General features: G+C 67.3%; 20 protein-coding genes and 1 pseudogene. 9 read left to right on the plus strand and 12 right to left on the minus strand.

Annotated elements, in window-relative coordinates; all coding sequences use genetic code 11:
* Positions 1–698, minus strand: a 698-nt coding sequence (locus VKG81_RS10470; protein WP_324395849.1) for a formate/nitrite transporter family protein, incomplete at its 3' end; no start/stop codon positions are given.
* A 138-nt stretch (positions 699–836) separates the two neighbouring features.
* Here VKG81_RS10470 and VKG81_RS10475 point away from each other — a divergent pair.
* Positions 837–1,559, plus strand: a complete 723-nt coding sequence (locus VKG81_RS10475) for an NAD(P)-dependent oxidoreductase (RefSeq protein ID WP_324395850.1) — start codon at positions 837–839, stop codon at positions 1,557–1,559.
* 158 nt (positions 1,560–1,717) lie between these two features.
* On the plus strand, positions 1,718–2,575 hold the full coding sequence (locus VKG81_RS10480; RefSeq protein WP_324395851.1) for a rhomboid-like protein: 858 nt from the start codon (positions 1,718–1,720) through the stop codon (positions 2,573–2,575).
* Positions 2,576–2,902: 327 nt separating this feature from the next.
* Here VKG81_RS10480 and VKG81_RS10485 read toward each other — a convergent pair whose 3' ends face one another.
* The 5 genes from VKG81_RS10485 to VKG81_RS10505 all read right to left on the minus strand — a co-directional run bounded on the left by VKG81_RS10485 (position 2,903) and on the right by VKG81_RS10505 (position 7,167).
* Positions 2,903–3,556, minus strand: coding sequence for a phosphate signaling complex PhoU family protein (locus VKG81_RS10485; protein WP_324395852.1), 654 nt, complete (start codon positions 3,554–3,556; stop codon positions 2,903–2,905).
* 162 nt (positions 3,557–3,718) lie between these two features.
* Entirely contained in the window at positions 3,719–3,982 is a 264-nt protein-coding gene (locus VKG81_RS10490) for a hypothetical protein (protein WP_324395853.1), read from the minus strand.
* 239 nt (positions 3,983–4,221) lie between these two features.
* Positions 4,222–5,841, minus strand: coding sequence for an FAD-dependent monooxygenase (locus tag VKG81_RS10495; RefSeq protein WP_324395854.1), 1,620 nt, complete (start codon positions 5,839–5,841; stop codon positions 4,222–4,224).
* 15 nt (positions 5,842–5,856) lie between these two features.
* Complete coding sequence (locus VKG81_RS10500; RefSeq protein ID WP_324395855.1) at positions 5,857–6,414, minus strand: hypothetical protein; 558 nt, start codon at positions 6,412–6,414, stop codon at positions 5,857–5,859.
* A gap of 75 nt (positions 6,415–6,489) precedes the next feature.
* Positions 6,490–7,167, minus strand: a complete 678-nt coding sequence (locus tag VKG81_RS10505; RefSeq protein ID WP_324395856.1) for a TetR/AcrR family transcriptional regulator — start codon at positions 7,165–7,167, stop codon at positions 6,490–6,492.
* Between the two features lie 154 nt (positions 7,168–7,321).
* On the opposite strand from VKG81_RS10505, the gene VKG81_RS10510 reads away from it, so the two are divergent.
* Entirely contained in the window at positions 7,322–7,708 is a 387-nt protein-coding gene (locus tag VKG81_RS10510; RefSeq protein ID WP_324395857.1) for an STAS/SEC14 domain-containing protein, read from the plus strand.
* 60 nt (positions 7,709–7,768) lie between these two features.
* On the opposite strand, the gene VKG81_RS10515 is transcribed toward VKG81_RS10510, so the two are convergent.
* Positions 7,769–8,836 carry a S1C family serine protease gene (locus tag VKG81_RS10515; protein WP_324395858.1) on the minus strand — a complete coding sequence of 356 codons (1,068 nt, stop codon included), beginning with the start codon at positions 8,834–8,836 and terminating at the stop codon, positions 7,769–7,771.
* 255 nt (positions 8,837–9,091) lie between these two features.
* Between VKG81_RS10515 and VKG81_RS10520 the strand changes: the two genes are divergently transcribed.
* Entirely contained in the window at positions 9,092–9,940 is an 849-nt protein-coding gene (locus tag VKG81_RS10520) for an aldo/keto reductase (RefSeq protein WP_324395859.1), read from the plus strand.
* Positions 9,941–9,991: 51 nt separating this feature from the next.
* Here the strand turns inward: VKG81_RS10520 and VKG81_RS10525 are convergent, their stop codons facing one another.
* Positions 9,992–10,771, minus strand: coding sequence for an alpha/beta fold hydrolase (locus VKG81_RS10525; RefSeq protein ID WP_324395860.1), 780 nt, complete (start codon positions 10,769–10,771; stop codon positions 9,992–9,994).
* Between the two features lie 332 nt (positions 10,772–11,103).
* On the opposite strand from VKG81_RS10525, the gene VKG81_RS10530 reads away from it, so the two are divergent.
* From VKG81_RS10530 to VKG81_RS10540, 3 genes are all read left to right on the plus strand, one after another.
* Positions 11,104–11,976, plus strand: coding sequence for an alpha/beta fold hydrolase (locus tag VKG81_RS10530; protein WP_324395861.1), 873 nt, complete (start codon positions 11,104–11,106; stop codon positions 11,974–11,976).
* Between the two features lie 66 nt (positions 11,977–12,042).
* The gene (locus VKG81_RS10535; RefSeq protein WP_324395862.1) at positions 12,043–12,783 is read left to right on the plus strand and encodes a TetR/AcrR family transcriptional regulator; all 741 of its coding nucleotides are present in this window, start codon (positions 12,043–12,045) and stop codon (positions 12,781–12,783) included.
* Between the two features lie 58 nt (positions 12,784–12,841).
* Positions 12,842–13,543 (plus strand): TetR/AcrR family transcriptional regulator, encoded by a 702-nt coding sequence (locus tag VKG81_RS10540; RefSeq protein WP_324395863.1) that lies wholly within the window; start codon positions 12,842–12,844, stop codon positions 13,541–13,543.
* Between the two features lie 50 nt (positions 13,544–13,593).
* Here the strand turns inward: VKG81_RS10540 and VKG81_RS10545 are convergent, their stop codons facing one another.
* Positions 13,594–14,571, minus strand: coding sequence for a TauD/TfdA dioxygenase family protein (locus tag VKG81_RS10545; protein WP_414685225.1), 978 nt, complete (start codon positions 14,569–14,571; stop codon positions 13,594–13,596).
* Between the two features lie 75 nt (positions 14,572–14,646).
* On the opposite strand from VKG81_RS10545, the gene VKG81_RS10550 reads away from it, so the two are divergent.
* A complete protein-coding gene (locus tag VKG81_RS10550; RefSeq protein WP_324395864.1) occupies positions 14,647–15,243 on the plus strand; it encodes a helix-turn-helix domain-containing protein in 597 nt (198 codons plus the stop codon).
* Positions 15,244–15,263: 20 nt separating this feature from the next.
* Here VKG81_RS10550 and VKG81_RS10555 read toward each other — a convergent pair whose 3' ends face one another.
* The 3 genes and pseudogenes from VKG81_RS10555 to VKG81_RS10565 all read right to left on the minus strand — a co-directional run bounded on the left by VKG81_RS10555 (position 15,264) and on the right by VKG81_RS10565 (position 16,698).
* On the minus strand, positions 15,264–15,500 hold the full coding sequence (locus VKG81_RS10555; RefSeq protein WP_324395865.1) for a hypothetical protein: 237 nt from the start codon (positions 15,498–15,500) through the stop codon (positions 15,264–15,266).
* Between the two features lie 95 nt (positions 15,501–15,595).
* Positions 15,596–16,342: pseudogene (locus tag VKG81_RS10560) on the minus strand (alpha/beta fold hydrolase).
* Between the two features lie 53 nt (positions 16,343–16,395).
* A complete protein-coding gene (locus tag VKG81_RS10565; RefSeq protein WP_324395866.1) occupies positions 16,396–16,698 on the minus strand; it encodes a hypothetical protein in 303 nt (100 codons plus the stop codon).
* Between the two features lie 356 nt (positions 16,699–17,054).
* Here VKG81_RS10565 and VKG81_RS10570 point away from each other — a divergent pair, with 356 nt between their 5' ends.
* The gene (locus tag VKG81_RS10570) at positions 17,055–17,354 is read left to right on the plus strand and encodes a hypothetical protein (RefSeq protein ID WP_324395867.1); all 300 of its coding nucleotides are present in this window, start codon (positions 17,055–17,057) and stop codon (positions 17,352–17,354) included.
* Positions 17,355–17,385: the final 31 nt, after the last annotated feature.

Below are 17,385 nucleotides of genomic sequence, written 5' to 3' on the forward strand. Positions count from 1 at the left end.
CCCCAGTCGGCGTAGCCGAACGGCGCGCCGGCGACGAGAGCCGCGAAGCACACCAGCGATGCAACGATCGCGTGGTTGATGTGCCCGATCGACAGGATCGTGCCGACGATGACCGCCGGGACCAGTCGCACGCCGTCCGATTCGGTCGCGTGCTGCAAGTGCGTCATCACGGTGATCAGCATGCCGCCCACCAGGGCCAGTGCGAACGCCCGCCAGTTCACGCCCAGGTCGATGTACGGCTTCGCCACTTCGATGGCGGTACCCCCGAGGTTCGGGAACGCCACGATCAGCAACGCCGCGATCACCCACCCGCCGATCAGGTTGGTCACCAGCGTGGTGCCCCAGAGCCGCGCCAGCGCGCCCGGCGTTCCCGCTTTCGACACGACCGCCACGACGGGCACGTTGAAGTTCTCGGTGAACAGTTCGCTGCGCGCCAGCGACAGGGCGATGAAGCCCGACGAGAACGCCAAGCCGGCCAGCAGCGGGTTCCGGGTCAACTGCTCGACGAGAAGCAACGCGAGCACGCCGACTCCGACGTCGAAGCCTCCCAGGAATCCCGTGCTGATCAGCTGCACCCACGACCGCCCGAGGCGCTGGCGGCCCTCGTCCACGAGACGGTCGAACGTGTCTTCTTCCTCGCGCGGAGCTACGTCCGGTTCGACGCTGTCCGCGCTGGCGTCCGCTTCCCTGGGGCCCATCGCCTCACACTATGGCCGCGGCGGTTCGCCGCATCCGGCGGGCGGGCCGGGCGGTGTGTAACTTTCCCCTCCCGTGTCCCGTCCTTGACGACGAGGCCAGATGTAACGACGCGGCCGTACGTTCCACGGGAGGTAGACATGGACATCGTGATCTTCGGCGCCAACGGCCAGACGGGCCGGTTGCTTACCCGCCGCGTGCTCGACGAAGGCCACCGGGCGGTTGCGGTGACGCGGGGCCCGCACGCCTTTCCGTTCACGCATCCGCGGCTGTTGGTCGCTGATGCGGACGTGCGCAATCGGCTGTCCCTCGACGACGTCGTCGACGGTGCCGATGCGGTGCTCTCGACGCTGGGAGTGCCGTTCACTCGCGACACCGTTGACACCTACTCCCTCGGCACGGCCAACGTGGTTGAGGCGATGACCGCCACCGGGGCGCGCCGGCTGGCGGTGGTGAGTTCGGCCGGCGCCTACCCGAGCCCGGGCCGACGGCGGGTGCCGTTGTCGTTGCGGCTGTTCGAGCCGGTCATCACCCGCACCATTGGCAAGACGGTCTACGACGACATTCGCCGGATGGAGACGGTCGTGCGCGATAGCGGGCTCGACTGGACGATCGTGCGCCCGTCGGGCTTGTTCGACCTGCCGAGTCGCACCGATTACGTTGCGGGCGAGGTTGATCCGGTCGGCGCCTTCACAGCGCGCATCGATCTGGCGGATTACCTCGGCAGGCTCGCCGCGGACCCGGCGACCGTCGGTCGCACCGTCACCGTGTCCACCACCGAGCACACACCGACGTTGTGGCAGGTGATCCGGCGGGAGGCATTCAAGAAACCGGCCGCTCAGCCGATGAACGCCGCCCCGTAGCGGCCCGCGTTGGGCGCACCCCACAACAGGCGCGGTCAGGATTTACGCCGGTGCCGTAAAGAAAGCGTAAGCGGCGGCTTCATCTGGTCCCGGTGAGCGTTGTAACGGGCAAGACGCCGCGCCACCAGGGGCCGCGGCAACCTAGTGGGGTTAGCCAGATGACCTTCTCCGACCCGTCGCGAATGGTGGCCCGCCTGGTCTCGGTGCGTGTCACGGTGGCCTACGCGATGGTGCTGTCCGTCGTCGGCGCCACGCTTTTGGCGCTCGGTCCGCATGTGCAGCACACCGTCATCAGCCACCTGAGCACGAACCTGCACAACCTGGGGCAAGGCCATCTGGCCACATTGGTCGGCAGCGCGTTTGTCACCGAGGGCACTGACATCTATGTCTGCCTCCCGGGAGTGGTGTGCCTGCTGGCGCTGGGGGAGCTGGTGTGGCGCGGCCGGCGGCTGATCGCGGCGTTCGCGCTCGGGCACGTCGGGGCCACCGTGATCGTCGCGGCGGGGCTGGCCGTCGCGATCGAGGCGGGCTGGCTGCCGGTCTCGGTCACGCAGGCCAGCGACGTCGGGATCAGCTACGGCGCCGCAGGAGTGTTGGGCGCCTTGACGGCCGCGATCCCGCCACGCTGGCGGCCCGCCTGGATCGGCTGGTGGCTGGCTGTCGCACTGGTCGCGGCGTCCGGGGCGGATTTCACCGCCATCGGGCACGCGAGTGCGCTGTTGCTGGGTATGGGGCTGTCGTTGCGGCTGCGCTCGGCCGTGCGGTGGACAGCCACGCGAATTGTGTTGCTTGCGGTCGGTGTCGCGTTCGGCTACCTGATGATCACCGGATTGGCGATGCCGCAAGCGGCGGTTGCCGGGGCGGCCGGGGTGCTGGTCGCCTTGATCGCGCATCGGGTGGCGCGGCAGTGGCGAAGCCGGGGACGACACGACCGGCCAACCGTGGTCACCCTGTCAGAGGCGCGGGTGGCCACCGAGGGAGGCGGTGAAGACGGCCAGTGGCGTTCGCGACGCTGACAGGTTGCTTCGTTCCTGCGAGGTCAGGTGCCGCCGCGCCCACCACCGCCGCGATGCGTGGGTTATCGCAACCAGGGGCGTTGATCTGTGGGTCATCGAACCCCTCGATGTGATTGCGGCGCCGCTTCGCATACGACCACTTCGCTTCACCTCACCTGCCGAGTCATGGGAGTCGGGTCAGGGCCTTCGTTATCAGGACTACGCTCGCGAGCCGGATCAGGCTCGGCTGCTGACGATTTCTTGACGCTCCCACGGTGAGGTTTAACGCGGCGCTGTCGTGCGAACGCCCCGGGGCAAGCTGACTGCGCCCGGGACCCCCAGACGTAGCTAGCGTGCGCCGTCGTCGTGTCGGGTTGGGCTCAACGATTCGATCTGGCGGGCGATTTCGACGGCGCTGTCACCGAGCCGCTCGAGCAGGGCGGCGACCACTCCCATTTCCAGCAGAACCGGTGTGCGCAGGCCCGTCGAAGCCAGCTCGGCACTGAGGCTGGCGTGAAGCTCGTCGAGTTCATCGTCGTCTTCCTCGGTGTCGTCGGCAATCTGGGCGGAGCCGCTCAGGTACACCGCACTGACCTGCCGCCACATTTCGGCGGCGGCGTCGACGAGCTCCTTGATCAGCAGGCGCACCCGGTCGGGGAGTTCCGCGGCCAGACCGGTCACGCCGCGCGGGGCGAGTTGCGCGGCTCGATCGTGCGAGGCGGCCAACTCCGGCAGGATGCGAAACACCGCCAGCAGGAACCTCAGCTCGCTGGCGACGGGCGCCTGGCGTGCGAACTGGTTCACGACCAGCTGTTCGACTCGGCCGTAGGATTCCTCGACTATCCGCTCGTTTGCTTCGACCGCGTCGGCGGCTTTCTCGTCAGCGTCGAGTAATGCCGTACCCGCGTTGAGGATGTCCTGCTCGACCAGCGAGAGTATCCGCTGCACCGCAGCGTCGATGTCGTTGAGGCGCTGATGGTATTCCACGCGCAACTCGGTCACGGATGTGACGATATCGCCGGCACGGGTCAGGCGCGGTCAAACTCGGTCGGCCGCGGCAACCATTTGGCCTCAGCGACTTCTGCCGTTCACCGGATGGTCGACAATCGTCGATGATCGGGCGGTCGACCCTTGCAGCCGGTGGCAGAGTCATGCGCGGCCCGTTTACTCTTTGCCATCCGTCTCCGCTGCACTGCGTATGACGTTGCGCAGGAACTCGATCCGCGTCGTGAGAAGTTCCTCGGCGAGATTGAGCGCGGCGTCGATGACGGTCTTGCGGCGGGATCCGTCAGCCAGCACCGGAGTGACCTCGTCGATGAACTTGCGCACCGCCTCGATCGCGGTCGTGCGGCCGGCCTCGACCGATGCGAGCACCTCGTCGGATAGCTCGGCCCAGCGCGGCTCGGTCTTGTGTGCAGCCTGTGTCATGATAAATCTCCTAAACAGCCTCGGTGTGTTGCCGCTATCTGTCTGTCCTGCAAAGAATCCAGGATTGCTTGTGCGGCGTGATCGACGCTATTGGTTGCCGGCACCACTGCACTAGTGCCCAAGGTCACTGGGGGGTGAGTCGTTCGTTACGTCGTCGTAAAGGTAGCGGTCCCGCCGGTGTGGCGCCACAAGCCCACATCGTGGCTGACACCCGCCCCGGCGAGGCCGGAACCGATGTGTTACGCGCGGCTGAGTATGCCCGACACCGTCTGGCGAAGTTCTTGATCGGGATGATCGGGAAGTGTCTCTGCCCGCCAGCCCACGAAGGCGTCCGGGCGCACCAACAGCGCACCGTCGGCCCCGAGTCCCGTGCTGGCCGACCACTGCCGGGCCGCGTCGGCGTCGTTGCTGTGTGTGCCGATGCGCGCAATGGTGATGGGGACGCCGAGCTCGGCCGACACCGAACCGGCGGCCGACGCCCACGCACCTCGGGGGTCGCCGGTCAGCAGGGTGAATCCCGGACCGAGCAGGTCGAGCGTGGATCTGCGCTGTGCCCGGCCATCGAGCCAGACGTGCGGGACCCGGGTGCCGGGCTGTCCTCGCAGCTCCTCCACGAGCGCAGCGGCGTCGGGGTCCGCGGGAGCGGGTTCGTGAGTGATGACCGCGGTGGATCGGTACTGGTAACCGACGAGCAGGTTGAACATGGGCCGCTCCTCGTCGGGCGGCAGCGCGGGTCGGTTGTCGTCGAGTCTCAGGAACTCCACGGGCGGCCCGGTCAGCGATTGTCGCGCACTGAAACGCCCGACCGGGTGGCGCTCGGCGTGAAAGCTGGCGAGCAAACCGGGGCCCGCGACCCCGTCGAGGACCGCGGCGAGCTTCCAGGCCAGGTTGTCAGCGCTTTGGATGGCCGCATTCGCCCCGCCGGCCTTGAACGGCGGCATGGCGTGCGCCGAATCGCCGACGAAAAAGACACGACCACAACGGAACTGTTCGGCCACCCGCTCGTAGGGTTGCCACGGCGCGATGTCGATGATGTCAAGGTCGATCTGCTCGCCGGCGGCAGCCAGGATCAGCTCGCGGCAGCGCTGGGGTGTGAATTGGGCGGCGCTCTCGCCTCTGCTGGGGAAGTAGGTGGTGATGAACATGCCCAGGTCGCCTTCGGCCGCGACGAATACCGCGTCGACGGCGGCGTTGGTGACTTGCACCGCACCCCCTTCCCCGAGGCGCGGAACCAATTCCCGCCACGGACCGTGGAAGTAGACGAAGACGACGTAAATCGGCAACGCGCCGTAGCCGGTCGTGGCCACGCCGAGCGCGTCGCGGATGTGGCTGTGCACGCCGTCGGCGGCGACCACGTAATCGGCGCGTATCGTTTCGGATTCTTCGGAATTCAGGTCGCGCACCACCGCGGAGACGCCGTCCTCGTCCTGCGCGATCGAGGTCAGTTCGGTCCCGTAGTGCGCCGCGCTGCCCAACCCGCGCAGGTAGGCCAGCAGGATCGGTTCCAGCTTGCTTTGGGGGCAGTACTGCATGGACGGCTCGGGGCTCAGCTCGTCGAATTCGGCGAAGATCTTGTCGAAGTCGATGACCCGTTCTACGTCGACGCTGTTGAGCGTCCGCTTGACCACCATGTCCGATGTCCCCTCGGCCACGGCGTGGACCTTGTCGCCCACGCCGAGACCGCGCAGGATCTCCAGGCTGCGAAAACTCAGATTGCGTGCCTTCGGGTAGATGAAGACCTCGTGACGCTTCTCCACCACCAGGGAGCGAACTCCGCGCTTGGCGAGCAGGGCAGCCGTCGCCAGCCCTCCGGCCCCGGCTCCGACGACGAGAACGGGCACACGCCTGGCGTCGCGCATCACAGCCAAGCCACCCTATGCGGGCCCGGTACCGGCGTTGATACGTTGCCGCTGAGGGGAATTCGCGCGATGCAGCCAGAGGAACTTCGTTGTCCCGGGGGCGTAGATATAGGGCTTGACCATCAGCGGATACGCCTTCATGGCCTGGGCACGGGGAATGATTTCGGGGCGATCGAGCGCGTAGTCCTTGTCCCTCCAGGTAAGCGTGCAGGTGCCGGCCGCCAGGACATTGCGGCACCAGTCGACTTCGGGGTAGGCCACTGCCAGCACGAAGCCGTCACCGAGCGGGTAGGCGCTCAGTGGCGTGACGTACGCGCGCCCGCTGCGGCGCCCGGCGTGATGCAGGACGCTGAGATTGAAATACAGCATGCCCAGCCGGGTCCCGGCGAGCCTGCCCGTAACGCGATTGGCCTTGGTGCTCAAACGGCGGGTCCTGTCGCTGAACCACTTGAGTCGCAGCAGGGGAGAGTAGGCAAGCAGGAGCAGGTACAAGGCGCCCACCACGCAGACCACCGCGATCGGCACCGCCAAGAGCCCGCGCACCACGCAACCAAACCGGCTCCCTTTGCGCATGATGACTCCTTTTGGCGGAACTAGACAGTTCCGTTATCTATCCACCGTTGCACGAATGACGGCCTGACGCAAGGGTCACGCCGGGGCGCTTCTGGGCCCTTGGGTTGTCTGGGTCGGCGCAGCCGGGGCCAGCGGCAGAATCAGGTCCTCGAGCACGCGCCGGACGAAGACACGGTCAATCGGGCGCCCCGTCACCACGCGCAGGATGTTCACGCCCACGGCGGCGTCGGCGACCAGGGAAAGATCGCGGCCGGCGGGAACTTCACCCCGGGCGACGGCGCGGTCGAGCACCGATCTGATGATGTGGCGCGGCGTGGACAGGACCAGGTCGTCGAGCGCGGCCGCCAGGACGGGATCGTGCGTCGCGGCGGTCGCCACGCCGACGATCACCTTGATTGTGCTGAGATCGGCCGCGTCGTAGTCGGGTACGGCTGAAACGAGCGCGTCGATGTCGCCGCGAAGGCTGCCGGTGTCGGGTGGCTCGCCCGGTCCCCGTCCCTTTCGCCAATGAACGATCGCGTCGGCGACGACAGCGGGCTTGCAGGACCAGCGGCGATAGATTGCGGCCTTGCCCACCTGTGCGCGCGACGCGATGTCGTCCATCGTCATCCGGTCGTAGCCCTGCTCGGACAGCTCTACTAGCGCCGCGTCCAGAATGGCGGCGTCGAGTCCCGGGGCGAACCGCCCACGCCGGCTGGGCGGTGGTCGGCGTCCGGCTGCGGGCGGCGTGCCGCCGACGCCGTCGACTGGCATGGCAAGCTGCTCCCTCCTGACGATACGGTGTCGTTCCGTTCGACTATAACGACCCGCCGGCGCGTCGTCGGTGACTTTGGTCTCTACCCGGGGATGCCCGGCGACGAGACCATGACGACACGAGAGCAGACCCTGTGTCGTTGAGGAGGACATCGTGATCGAGGCGCTGAAGGACTTCCCCGACAACGTCGCCGCGTTTGCGTTCCATGGGCATGTGACGAAGACCGATTACGACACGGTGCTGGTACCCGATTTCGAAGACAGGCTGCAACGGCACAAGAAGCTGCGGATCTACCTCGACATCGCGCCTGATTTGGTCGGGTTCGACCCCGGCGCGGTCTGGGAGGATACGAAGTTCGGCGTCGGTCACTACTTCGACTGGGAACGCTGCGCGGTGGTCAGCGACGTGGACTGGGTCAACCATGTGGCGAAATTCAGTGAGTTCCTCGGCTTTCTGTGGCCCGGGGAGTACCGCGCGTTTCCGGCGGCGCAAGCCGGCGAAGCGCGCGAATGGATTGCGCAAGAGGCCGACTCGGCTTAGGTCGAGCAGCTTTGCCCGCCGCCGTGCGCGGCGGGCTCGATCACCGCCCGGTCGGTCGGGTCAGCCGACCGGTCCGGGCGCCAGGGTCACGTTGGCGCTGTGCTGCTGACCCGACCGATCGAAAAACATCACCTCGACGTTGTCGCCTGGGTGTTGCTGGTCGAGGAGATCGCTGAGCGCGGTATCGGAAGTGATGCTGTTGCCGGCGAAGCCGGTGATCACGTCCCCGGGTGCGATACTCGCTTGATCCGCGGGGGAGCCCCGTAGCACCTGGGCGACCGTGACGCCGCGTTGGCGCTGCGTGTTGACCCCGACGCCGAGCATCGCGGTGTCGCCAACGTGGACCGAACCCGACGAAGCGCCGGACTGGATCTGCGAGGCGATCGACAGCGCCGTGCCGATCGGGATCGCGAAGCCCTGCCGATCGGTTTGGTCCGAGAGCCGGTAGTTTCCGGAGCCCGCCGTGTCTATGCCGATCACCTGCCCACTGCTGTTGACCAGCGGCCCGCCGGAGTCTCCCGGGATCAGATTCGCCGACACCTGGATCAGGCCATTGAGCTGCTCGGGCGCGGCGAGCTGGTCGGCGGCGGTGATCGTCTGATTCACGTCTGTGACCGTGCCCTCGGATCGGCTCAGGCCCTGTCCGTTCGCGTTGCCGACCGCGGTGACCGGATCACCGACTGCGACCTGTGACGACGTGGCCAGCGGCGCGGTCGGCAACCCGCTGGCGCCCCGCAGCTGCAACACGGCGACGTCGTGCTTGCGGTCGTAACCGATCACCGTCGCGGGGTATGAGGCGCCGGAGGCGGTGCTGTTCACCGCGATGCGGGTGGCGCCTTCGACGACGTGGTTGTTGGTCAGCACGACGCCGTCGGGGCTGAGCACGATGCCGGTTCCGGCTCCGACAGCGCCCTGATAGCTCATGTCCGTATTGATCAGCACCAGGGCTTGATCCACCTGGGCGGCAACGTTGGCAGCGTTGACCGCGGGAGCCGGAGTCCGGCCGACCAGATTCCGCCCGTAGCTCGTGAGGTCGAACGGATGGGGCGCCGTAAGGCGCGCGGGCGCCAGCAGTGCGATGAGTAGCGCGCCTGCGATGACGGGCCACCACCATCGTCGTGTGGGCATTTGCCGCCTTTCTCCAAAGCTGTCCATGAATCAGCAGTTGTCTCCAGGGTTTGTTTGCCAACTAGGAGCAGGCTGAGCGAGGCCTGTGCGAAGCCTGAATTTCCACAATCCGGCGGATATCGGTAGCGCGGTTGATCACTGGGCGCTCGGGTTGACGGCGCGCCGCAGGTGGGATCCTGACGAGGTTGGTTTCTTCCGCCGAAAACGGGCACTCATGACAAGACCGAGCGAGCCCGATGCACTAGGAGGCCGAAATTGAGCACTGTCCCGTCGATCAGGTGCAACGATGGCAACACGATCCCCCAACTGGGGTTCGGCGTCTTCCAGATCGAGCCCGATCAGACCGCCGCGGCGGTCCGTTCTGCCCTCGAGATCGGGTACCGCCACATCGACACCGCCGAGATGTACGGCAACGAGAAGGAAGTCGGTGAAGGCATCAGCGACGCCGGCCTGAACCGCGGCGAGGTGTTCATCACCAGCAAGCTCAACAACGGGTACCACCGGCCCGACGATGCGCGCCGCGCGTTCGACGCGACACTGAGCGCGCTCGGGTCTGACTATGTCGACCTGTTCTTGATTCACTGGCCGCTGCCCACGCTCTATGACGGCGACTTCGTCTCGACCTGGAATGTGCTGGAGGAGTTCGCCGGGGACGGGCGTGCCCGCAGCATCGGCGTGTCGAACTTTCAGCCCGCACATCTGGACCGCCTGGCCACGGGCTCGGAGACCGTACCCGCGGTCAACCAGATCGAGGTGCACCCTTACTTGACCAACGAGCAGGTGCGCGCCTATGACCGTGAGCATGGCATCGCGACCGAGGCATGGTCGCCGATCGCACAGGGCAAGGTGCTCGGCGACGACGTCATCATCGGGATCGCCGACACGCACGGCAAGACACCGGCGCAGGTGGTGCTGCGCTGGCACATCCAGCGCGGCGACATCGTGTTCCCGAAATCGGTGAAACCCGAGCGGATCAAGTCGAACTTCGAGATCTTCGACTTCAAGCTGCACGACGACGAGATGAGCGCGATCACCGGCCTGGATCGCGGCGAGTCCGGCCGCACCGGACCCAACCCCGACGAGTTCGACTACATCCCCGCCTGAAGGCCGGGGTCTGCAGGGATTCGGTCTCTCAGACCGCGTCGAGGAACTGGTTCACCGCGTCGACGAACTGCGCCGGGCAGTCGCGCACCAACCAATGCCCGCACGGTTCCAGAACCCGGGCGTCGCCATCCCCGACGAGTCGGCTCGCGCGAATGGAGTCGGCCACCGGCACCAGTCTGTCGTTCCGCCCGGCGATGACCAGCGTCTTGGCTCTGACCCGCGGCAGCCGGGACACAATCGACCGTCCGGGTCCGAAGGCCCATCGTTGGGTGGCCGCGAACGCCTCCCCGGCGTGCGCGCGCTGCCGTTGACGATGACGGCGTCGATCAGGTCGTCGGTGAGGGCCGACGCATTTTCCACCGCGGCGTTGCGCAACTGCAGGCGGGTGAATCGGCGCCCCATGCCCGCAGACCACTTGTACAGGCGTTTGTGCAGTGCAGGACGGTTGGCGATCCAGTTGGCCGTGCGCATGAACGGGACCTTCTCGGTCACGCCACCCGGATTGATCGGGATGACCCGGCGCACCACGTCGGGGTGGCTGACGGCGACTTCGAGCGTGATCCATCCCCCGAGCGACAAACCCGCCAGATCGACCCGATCGAGGCGGAGCGCACGCACCAGGTCGGCCACCCAGTCGCCGTACCACGGGATGGAGAACGATGCCGCCGCGAATTCGGTGTCGCCGTAGCCGGGCAGGTCCGGCGCCACGACCCGCCGGCGTTGCCCGAGCGCGACAGGGGCGGTTCCGAACGAGACGAGCGCCGAGTCCACACCCGCGCCGTGCAGCAGGAGCAGCGGAGTGAGCCGATTGGCTGGGTCAACCTCGTACACCCGGGTCCGGATGCCATCGACATCGAGATCGTGGGCGATGACACCGCCGGGAACGGGGAGCGTAGTTGCGTCGATGGTGTTCCTTTGCGTCTGGCCGCCTTAACGATCGGCGTCGCGCGCAGGCCGCGTCAAGGCTCCGCCGGCGATGCATGGACCGCCGGCTCAGAAATTTTCGGTCGCGCGGACTGGTGCGCACCCGGTCCGCTGTGCATACTGGGATGCATAACCCAGAAATGACGACCGGTGCCGAGGGCTTCACCGGAACACCGCGGCGTGGGCCGATCGCGTGCGGCCGACCCATGAATCGCACATCGCCTCAGGAGGAATCGCCAATGCGACCTGTTCATCATCGCTACGCCACTGTTGACGGTCACCGGCTGTTCTTTCGCGAAGCAGGTGACCCTGACGCGCCCGCGCTGGTCCTCCTGCACGGATTTCCCACCAGCTCATACATGTTCCGGCAGTTGGTTCCGGCGCTGGCGGACCGCTACCACGTGATAGCGCCGGATCATTTGGGTTTCGGGCTTTCTGACGCGCCCTCCGTCGAAGAGTTCGACTACACCTTCGACGCGCTCACCGCGCTGACGGCTGGCTTGCTGCGTAACCAGGGAATCGACACGTATGCGATGTACGTGCAGGACTACGGTGCCCCCATCGGGTGGCGGCTCGCGCTTGCCGACCCGGCCGCCATCACGGCGATCATCAGCCAAAACGGCAACGGCTACGACGCTGGCTTCGTTGAGAGCTTCTGGAAGACCGTGTGGGACTACCAAACCCGGCCGACCGCCCGGACCGAGGCCCCGGTACGGCAGTTCCTCACCTTGGAGGCCACTCGCTGGCAATACGTCACGGGTGTCGCTGACGAGACGCTGGTCGATCCGGAATCGTGGTATCACGACTACGCGCTGATCTCCCGGCCCGGCAATGACGAGGTGCAGCTCAAACTGCTGCTCGACTACGCCACGAATTCGCCGCTGTACCCGCGCTTACACGAATACTTCCGCGCCAGCGGGGTCCCGCTGCTGGCGGTGTGGGGCCGCGGCGACGAGATATTCGGCCCTGCCGGTGCGGAGGCGTTCGCGGAGGACCTCCCCGATGCCGAGATCCATCTGATCGATGGCGGGCATTTTTTGCTCGAGTCGGCTCTTGACGAGGTGACGGGGCTGATCCGCGCCTTCCTCGCCAAGCAGCTCGCGGCCGCCTGACAGCCGCGGCGACATAGTGGGCCGCATATCCCATAATCTGGCGGCCGCGGCCGGTAGCCTGGCGCAATGGCTATCGCCGACCCGCCCGACGTGCAGCGGCTGACCCCCAAGGGGCGTGCCACCCGCGATCGGATCGTGAAGGTGGCCGCCGAGCTGATCCTCGCCGAGGGGCTCTCGGCGTTGAACATGGACAAGCTGCGCACCGCCGCGTCGGTGAGTGGCTCGCAGCTTGCCCACTACTTCACCGACAAGCAGGCGCTGATCCGGGCCGTCGTGGCGCGCCAGATGCAGGTGGTGCTCAACTTTCACCGCCAACCGAAGCTTCGGGCACTGGATACGTTCGATGACTTCGAGCGGTGGATCGACCTGAACATGCGCTACCTCAGGCGCATCGGCTACGTCGGCACGCCCACCTACCATGCCCTCGCGGGGCAACTCGCCAAGTCCGACGACGCGACGCGCGAGAGTTTGGCGGCGGGCTACTGGCAGTGGGTCGAGCTACTCCAGCAGGCCATCCAGCGGATGAAAGACCGAGGCGTTCTCGTAGCCGACGCCGACCCGCGACAGCTGGCACTGGTCGTCGTCAGCGCGCACCAGGGCGGCGGCACCGTGGCCTTCACCTATCGCCAGGAGTGGCCGCACGCCGACGCCGTGCGGTTCGCGGTGAACTATCTGCGCATGTTCGCCGCCGACCCCGCCGAACGCGCCGCGCGCCCACCCCGCCGGCCCCGTGGGCGGCGCACAACCGGCTCGGCCGCGCAGAAAGCTGACGCGCCTGCCGGCAATCTCTTCGATCGCGTGTCATGACCGCGCCGGCATCTGGCCGCAAAGCCTGGGAGCTTCCTGGGAGGGCGCGGCGAGGGCGATGACGTCCACTGATCGACGGGCCAAAGGCGGCATGGTGTCCGAGGACAGTACAGCGCGGTTCACCCGCAAGGGACTGGCGACCCGGGCACGCATCGTCGACGTGACCGCCGCGCTGATGTTCGAGCACGGCGTGGGCGGCACAAGCATCGATGAGGCGCGCAGCGCGGCCGCGGTCAGCGGGTCGCAGATCTCGCACTATTTCCGCGACAAGCGTGAGCTAACCCGCGAAGTCATTTCCTCGCGTCGCAACCAGGTCGCCGCGTTTCACACCCAGCCGAAGTTGGGCGCCCTGGACAGCTTTGAGGCGCTGCAGGCGTGGGCCGACGCCTGCGTCGCCGACGCGGATGCGGTCTATCGCCGTGGCGGATGCGTCTACGGTTCGCTGGCCGGTGAACTGAGCGAAGCCGACGATGAGATCCGCGACGATCTCGCCGCGGGCTACGACGAATGGCTCGAACTGTTTCGCGCGGGGCTCACCGCGATGCGGCAGCGCGGCGATCTGCGCCCCGGCGCCGACCCCCGGCACCTGGCGGTCGCCCTGGTTGCCGCGCACCAGGGCGGCGCCATGCTCACCCACGCGACCGGCAGCACGGAACCGGTCCGCGCGGCGGTCAACGCCGCGGTGGACTACGTCCGCTCCTTCGCGCCCTCTCCCAGGGGCCGCCGACCCGGAGCCGGGTCCCGCAAGCCCAAATCCTGACCCGCCAAACTCTGGCGCCGGCATCTTCCAACAGGTGAGACCACCCTGGACTAAATGGGTGAGCTGGCCCAAAATAATGGGTTGTAGATCCCATCGCGCTTGTCGGCGGACAGCATGGCTGCGTCCGCGTCGGGGTTGGCCTCGCCGATGCCACGGCTACGCCGACCGTCGACCGCCACCGGAACATCGCCGCCGAGGGTGACGCGGTGCATGACGCGGCGCTGATCGTCGTAGTCGTCGATGGCGCGGTGCTGGGTGGCCCGGTTGTCCCAGATGGCGACGTCACCGGGCTGCCAGTTCCACCGGATCACGTTCTCGGGCCGGGTGATGCGGCGCTGCAACAGCTCGAACAGCGTGACCGACTCGTAGCTGTCCAGGCCGATGAGTTGCCGCACGAACGTACCCAGCAGCAGTGACTTTTCACCCGTCTCGGGGTGCACCCGCACGACCGGATGCTCGGTGCGGAAGTCCGGTGCCGTGAACGCCGAGATCTCCGCGAGATCGCGCGCCGCGCCACCGGCCGCGGACGCCGGTGCGGCGTAGTCGAAGGCATTGCTGTGCAGGGCCCAGAGGTTGTCGGCCAACTGCCGCACCGGTGCGGGCAGCGCCTCGTAGGCGGCCACGGTCGACGCCCAGAGCGTCGAACCTCCGTAGCTGGGCAGGGTCACCGCCCGCAGAATCGACGCCTTCGGGTAGTCCGCGGTGAAGGTGACGTCGGTGTGCCACTGGGTGGCCTTTCCCCATTCCGAATCGATGGGCTGGATCAGCGTCTTGTCGGCGTCGGGGTGTCGGATGGTGGGATGACCGACCGGTGTCCCCAGCAGCCTGCCGAACGCCTGCTGCTGCTCGTCGTCGAGGTGGTCTTGGCCGCGGATGAACACCACCTTGTGCCGCAGCAGCGCCCGGTAGATCGCGTCGGCGGCGGCGCGGTCGAGATCGCCACGCAGCCGTACCCCGTCGATCTGCGCACCGATGCGGCTGCTCAGCTGGGTTACCGAGATCGATGTGATTTCCGGGGCCGTGGCCATGGCAGTGTCCTCTCTGTGGCACCGATTCCGGTGTAGTCGAGTGTGTACACCGGTGCTGGGCGCTACTGTAGCCGCATGACTACAGGCCGTGCAAGCACAGCTGCTCAGCGGGCCGACGGCCCGGTCGGGCGCGACGAGGTCGTCGCGGCGACGCTGGAGGCCGCCGCCGACCTGTTCGCCAAGCGGGGACCGACGGCCACGTCGATCCGGGATGTCGCCGCGCGTGCCGGCGTCAATCACGGGCTGGTCTATCGACACTTCGGTACCAAGGAACAGTTGGTCGGCGCCGTCCTCGACTACCTCGGCCAACACCTCGCCGACCTCATCGCCGGCGGCGCTGCCGGCCCCGACATCGACGCGGCGGTCGACCGCCAACTGCGGGTGATCGCCCGCACGACGCTCGACGGGTATCCCATCGGCGAGCTGCAGACCCGCTTCCCGAACATCGCGGAGCTCCTCGATCACATGCGCCGCCGGCACCCGGACGAGCGCAGTGCGCGGTTGGCCGCCGCTCACGCGATCGCGCTGCGAGTGGGCTGGCGGTTGTTCGGCGGCTTCCTGCGGGCAGCTACCGGTCTGGATGATCTCACCGACGAGGAGCTGCAGCGCTCGATCACCGATGTGTTGGGCCGCTTCGTCGCCGCCGACGACAAGGCCGCGACCCGCCCGTGAGCGGATCGCGGCCCGGGTGTTCAGTGCCTGCCGGCGTTGCGGTGGTGGGGGGTGGGGTGATGGCCCGGGGTTCCGCGGCCGAATCCGTCGATGCTGGGGTGTGGCGGGCTGTAGGACGGTCCGGTGGTGGTGTGGGGCCCGTGCGTGGTGGTGTCGGCGTGGCTGAGGGTGGCGGCGCCGAGTGCGGTGGCGGTGAGGCCGGCGGCGATGAGGGCGCCGGCCTCACCGCGGCGCAGGGTGTGTGCTGATGTGTTCATGGCTTTGATGGTTCATCGGGCGCCGCGGTGTCGGTAGTGGTCGCTTGGTTGTGGCACCACAAGCCGGCATTGTGGCTGGCCATCGACGAGCGTGCTCAGCCGAGCGTTTCCGAGAAGCGGCTGAGAGCCGCGGCGCCGCGAGCCGGGTCCTGCACCATCCACCAGTGTCCGAGCCCGTCGCGCACCTCCGTGCGGGCTCCGGCTCGGTCGGCGGCCCGACGCCGGAGCTCCCCGGAGCCGATGTAGGGGTCTTCGGTGGCCAGCAGGGAAAGTCCGGGCCGGGCCGCGGCGCTCTCCAGCGCCCGCCCGGCCTCAGCCATCGCGGGTTGGCGCGCCGAGCGGTACAGCATCAGGATCGCCCGGCCCATCTCCGGGCCCTGAGCCGCCGCGATCGGGGTCGCGATGTCCGCGGGTATGCCCAGCGCCATCATCTGTTCCGCCCGGTCCCCGATCGTGCCGCCGAGCAGGGTGTCCACCAGCTGCTCGCCGTCGCCTGGCGTCTGCCATACCTGCGCGAGGTCATGCCAGACGTGGTCGGGGGTCGAACAGGCCCACGGAGTCGCTGGCGCAGCTGCGCACGAGCTCACCTCGATGCATCACCACGTTCATTACGTGGCCGCCGCCCCAGTCGTGCCCGACCACGTCGACCGGTTCGTCGAAACTCGCCAGCTCATGCTCGACCAGTCACGGTAAGCCAGGTAGGTCGCGGCGAAGCCGACGGGCAGCGGAGCGCCGAATCCCGGTGGCGACAGCCAAACCACATCGCTACGCCCGAGCGCATCGACCAGTGGGCCCCAGATCGCTTCGGTCTCCGGGTTGCCGTCCACCAGAACCACAGTCATGGTGGACATCCTGGCACTGCGCGACGATCGGGACACCCGTTTAGCGGCGCATCTCAGTTGTCTGACGGGCAGTCGACGTCAACGTAGACGGTGGTGAACTGCGTGGGGCGTGTCGCTCCGCCGACCGGGGCTGTGTCGGGAAGTCCGTGGACGCCGGTGACCGTGCACTCCGACAGCGGGACATCCCGTGCGCCGTTCAGGTTGAGTTGCACGTTGTACCCGTCTGATTTGAGTTGGTCGACCGCATCGGCGGCCGATGACCCCCCAATGGCGGTTGCCGCAGCGGTACCGGCCAATGCAACGGAGGCCGCTGCGCAAATCGCGAACGTCGCGCTGCTGAGATTAAGACGGTTCATGATCAAAACTCCTGCCTGCATGTCCTTTTGGACTCGCCGATTGTTCATACACTCATAGATAGGGGTTCCGGTTACATCCGGCACAGGGTGGGTCCTCTACTCGGAAATAATTGCAGTCCAACGTATTTCAGTGCCAGACGTCATCAACGACGGGCACCACGAGATCAAGCTGACACGAAAATGCCTGTGGGGCAGGCTTCCGTCGCCGCGAAGGGTGGTACCGACCCGCCGCGGCTCACACCTGTTATACGAAAAGCGGCGTGATTCGGTTCATTATCGGATGTGTAACCCGGCTGTCTATTCAAAGACGAAGCGCCATAACACGTTGACGCTCGAGACGACAGGGGAAAATTGACATGACAATCAACAAGTTCGCGTTCTCGTCGGGCCTGGCAGGTGTTGCTGTTGCGGCCGCCATCGCTGCGGCTCCGTGGGCCGCCGCCGAGGCCGACATCATCCCGGCCCCGGCACCCTCGACGCCGGCTACCGCGGCGAGCGTGGCCCCCGCCCCGCCCGGCATCGGTGGGGGCCCCGTGGCCCTGCCTCCCGGGGGACCCGCCGTTATCTATCCGCAGGATCAGGTGATCGGTGGCGCGGATCCGTCCCTGCCGTTCGGGAGCGACCCGCTGGTGCCGTACGGCACCTGGGCCCCCTGAGCAGTCGGGAGGAGGCGCTGGCCCGGGCATC

It is taken from the genome of Mycobacterium sp., assembly GCF_035314905.1.
In the GTDB taxonomy this organism is placed as follows: domain Bacteria; phylum Actinomycetota; class Actinomycetes; order Mycobacteriales; family Mycobacteriaceae; genus Mycobacterium.

What these genes read in the sequence shown, in the direction of transcription:
- VKG81_RS10475 (WP_324395850.1), top strand. Translation starts at nt 837, where the DNA reads ATGGACATCGTGATCTTCGGCGCCAACGGCCAGACGGGCCGGTTGCTT.
- VKG81_RS10480 (WP_324395851.1), top strand. Translation starts at nt 1,718, where the DNA reads ATGACCTTCTCCGACCCGTCGCGAATGGTGGCCCGCCTGGTCTCGGTG.
- VKG81_RS10490 (WP_324395853.1), bottom strand. Translation starts at nt 3,982, where the DNA reads ATGACACAGGCTGCACACAAGACCGAGCCGCGCTGGGCCGAGCTATCC.
- VKG81_RS10495 (WP_324395854.1), bottom strand. Translation starts at nt 5,841, where the DNA reads ATGCGCGACGCCAGGCGTGTGCCCGTTCTCGTCGTCGGAGCCGGGGCC.
- VKG81_RS10500 (WP_324395855.1), bottom strand. Translation starts at nt 6,414, where the DNA reads ATGCGCAAAGGGAGCCGGTTTGGTTGCGTGGTGCGCGGGCTCTTGGCG.
- VKG81_RS10505 (WP_324395856.1), bottom strand. Translation starts at nt 7,167, where the DNA reads ATGCCAGTCGACGGCGTCGGCGGCACGCCGCCCGCAGCCGGACGCCGA.
- VKG81_RS10515 (WP_324395858.1), bottom strand. Translation starts at nt 8,836, where the DNA reads ATGCCCACACGACGATGGTGGTGGCCCGTCATCGCAGGCGCGCTACTC.
- VKG81_RS10530 (WP_324395861.1), top strand. Translation starts at nt 11,104, where the DNA reads ATGCGACCTGTTCATCATCGCTACGCCACTGTTGACGGTCACCGGCTG.
- VKG81_RS10535 (WP_324395862.1), top strand. Translation starts at nt 12,043, where the DNA reads ATGGCTATCGCCGACCCGCCCGACGTGCAGCGGCTGACCCCCAAGGGG.
- VKG81_RS10540 (WP_324395863.1), top strand. Translation starts at nt 12,842, where the DNA reads ATGACGTCCACTGATCGACGGGCCAAAGGCGGCATGGTGTCCGAGGAC.
- VKG81_RS10545 (WP_414685225.1), bottom strand. Translation starts at nt 14,571, where the DNA reads ATGGCCACGGCCCCGGAAATCACATCGATCTCGGTAACCCAGCTGAGC.
- VKG81_RS10550 (WP_324395864.1), top strand. Translation starts at nt 14,647, where the DNA reads ATGACTACAGGCCGTGCAAGCACAGCTGCTCAGCGGGCCGACGGCCCG.
- VKG81_RS10555 (WP_324395865.1), bottom strand. Translation starts at nt 15,500, where the DNA reads ATGAACACATCAGCACACACCCTGCGCCGCGGTGAGGCCGGCGCCCTC.
- VKG81_RS10565 (WP_324395866.1), bottom strand. Translation starts at nt 16,698, where the DNA reads ATGAACCGTCTTAATCTCAGCAGCGCGACGTTCGCGATTTGCGCAGCG.
- VKG81_RS10570 (WP_324395867.1), top strand. Translation starts at nt 17,055, where the DNA reads ATGACAATCAACAAGTTCGCGTTCTCGTCGGGCCTGGCAGGTGTTGCT.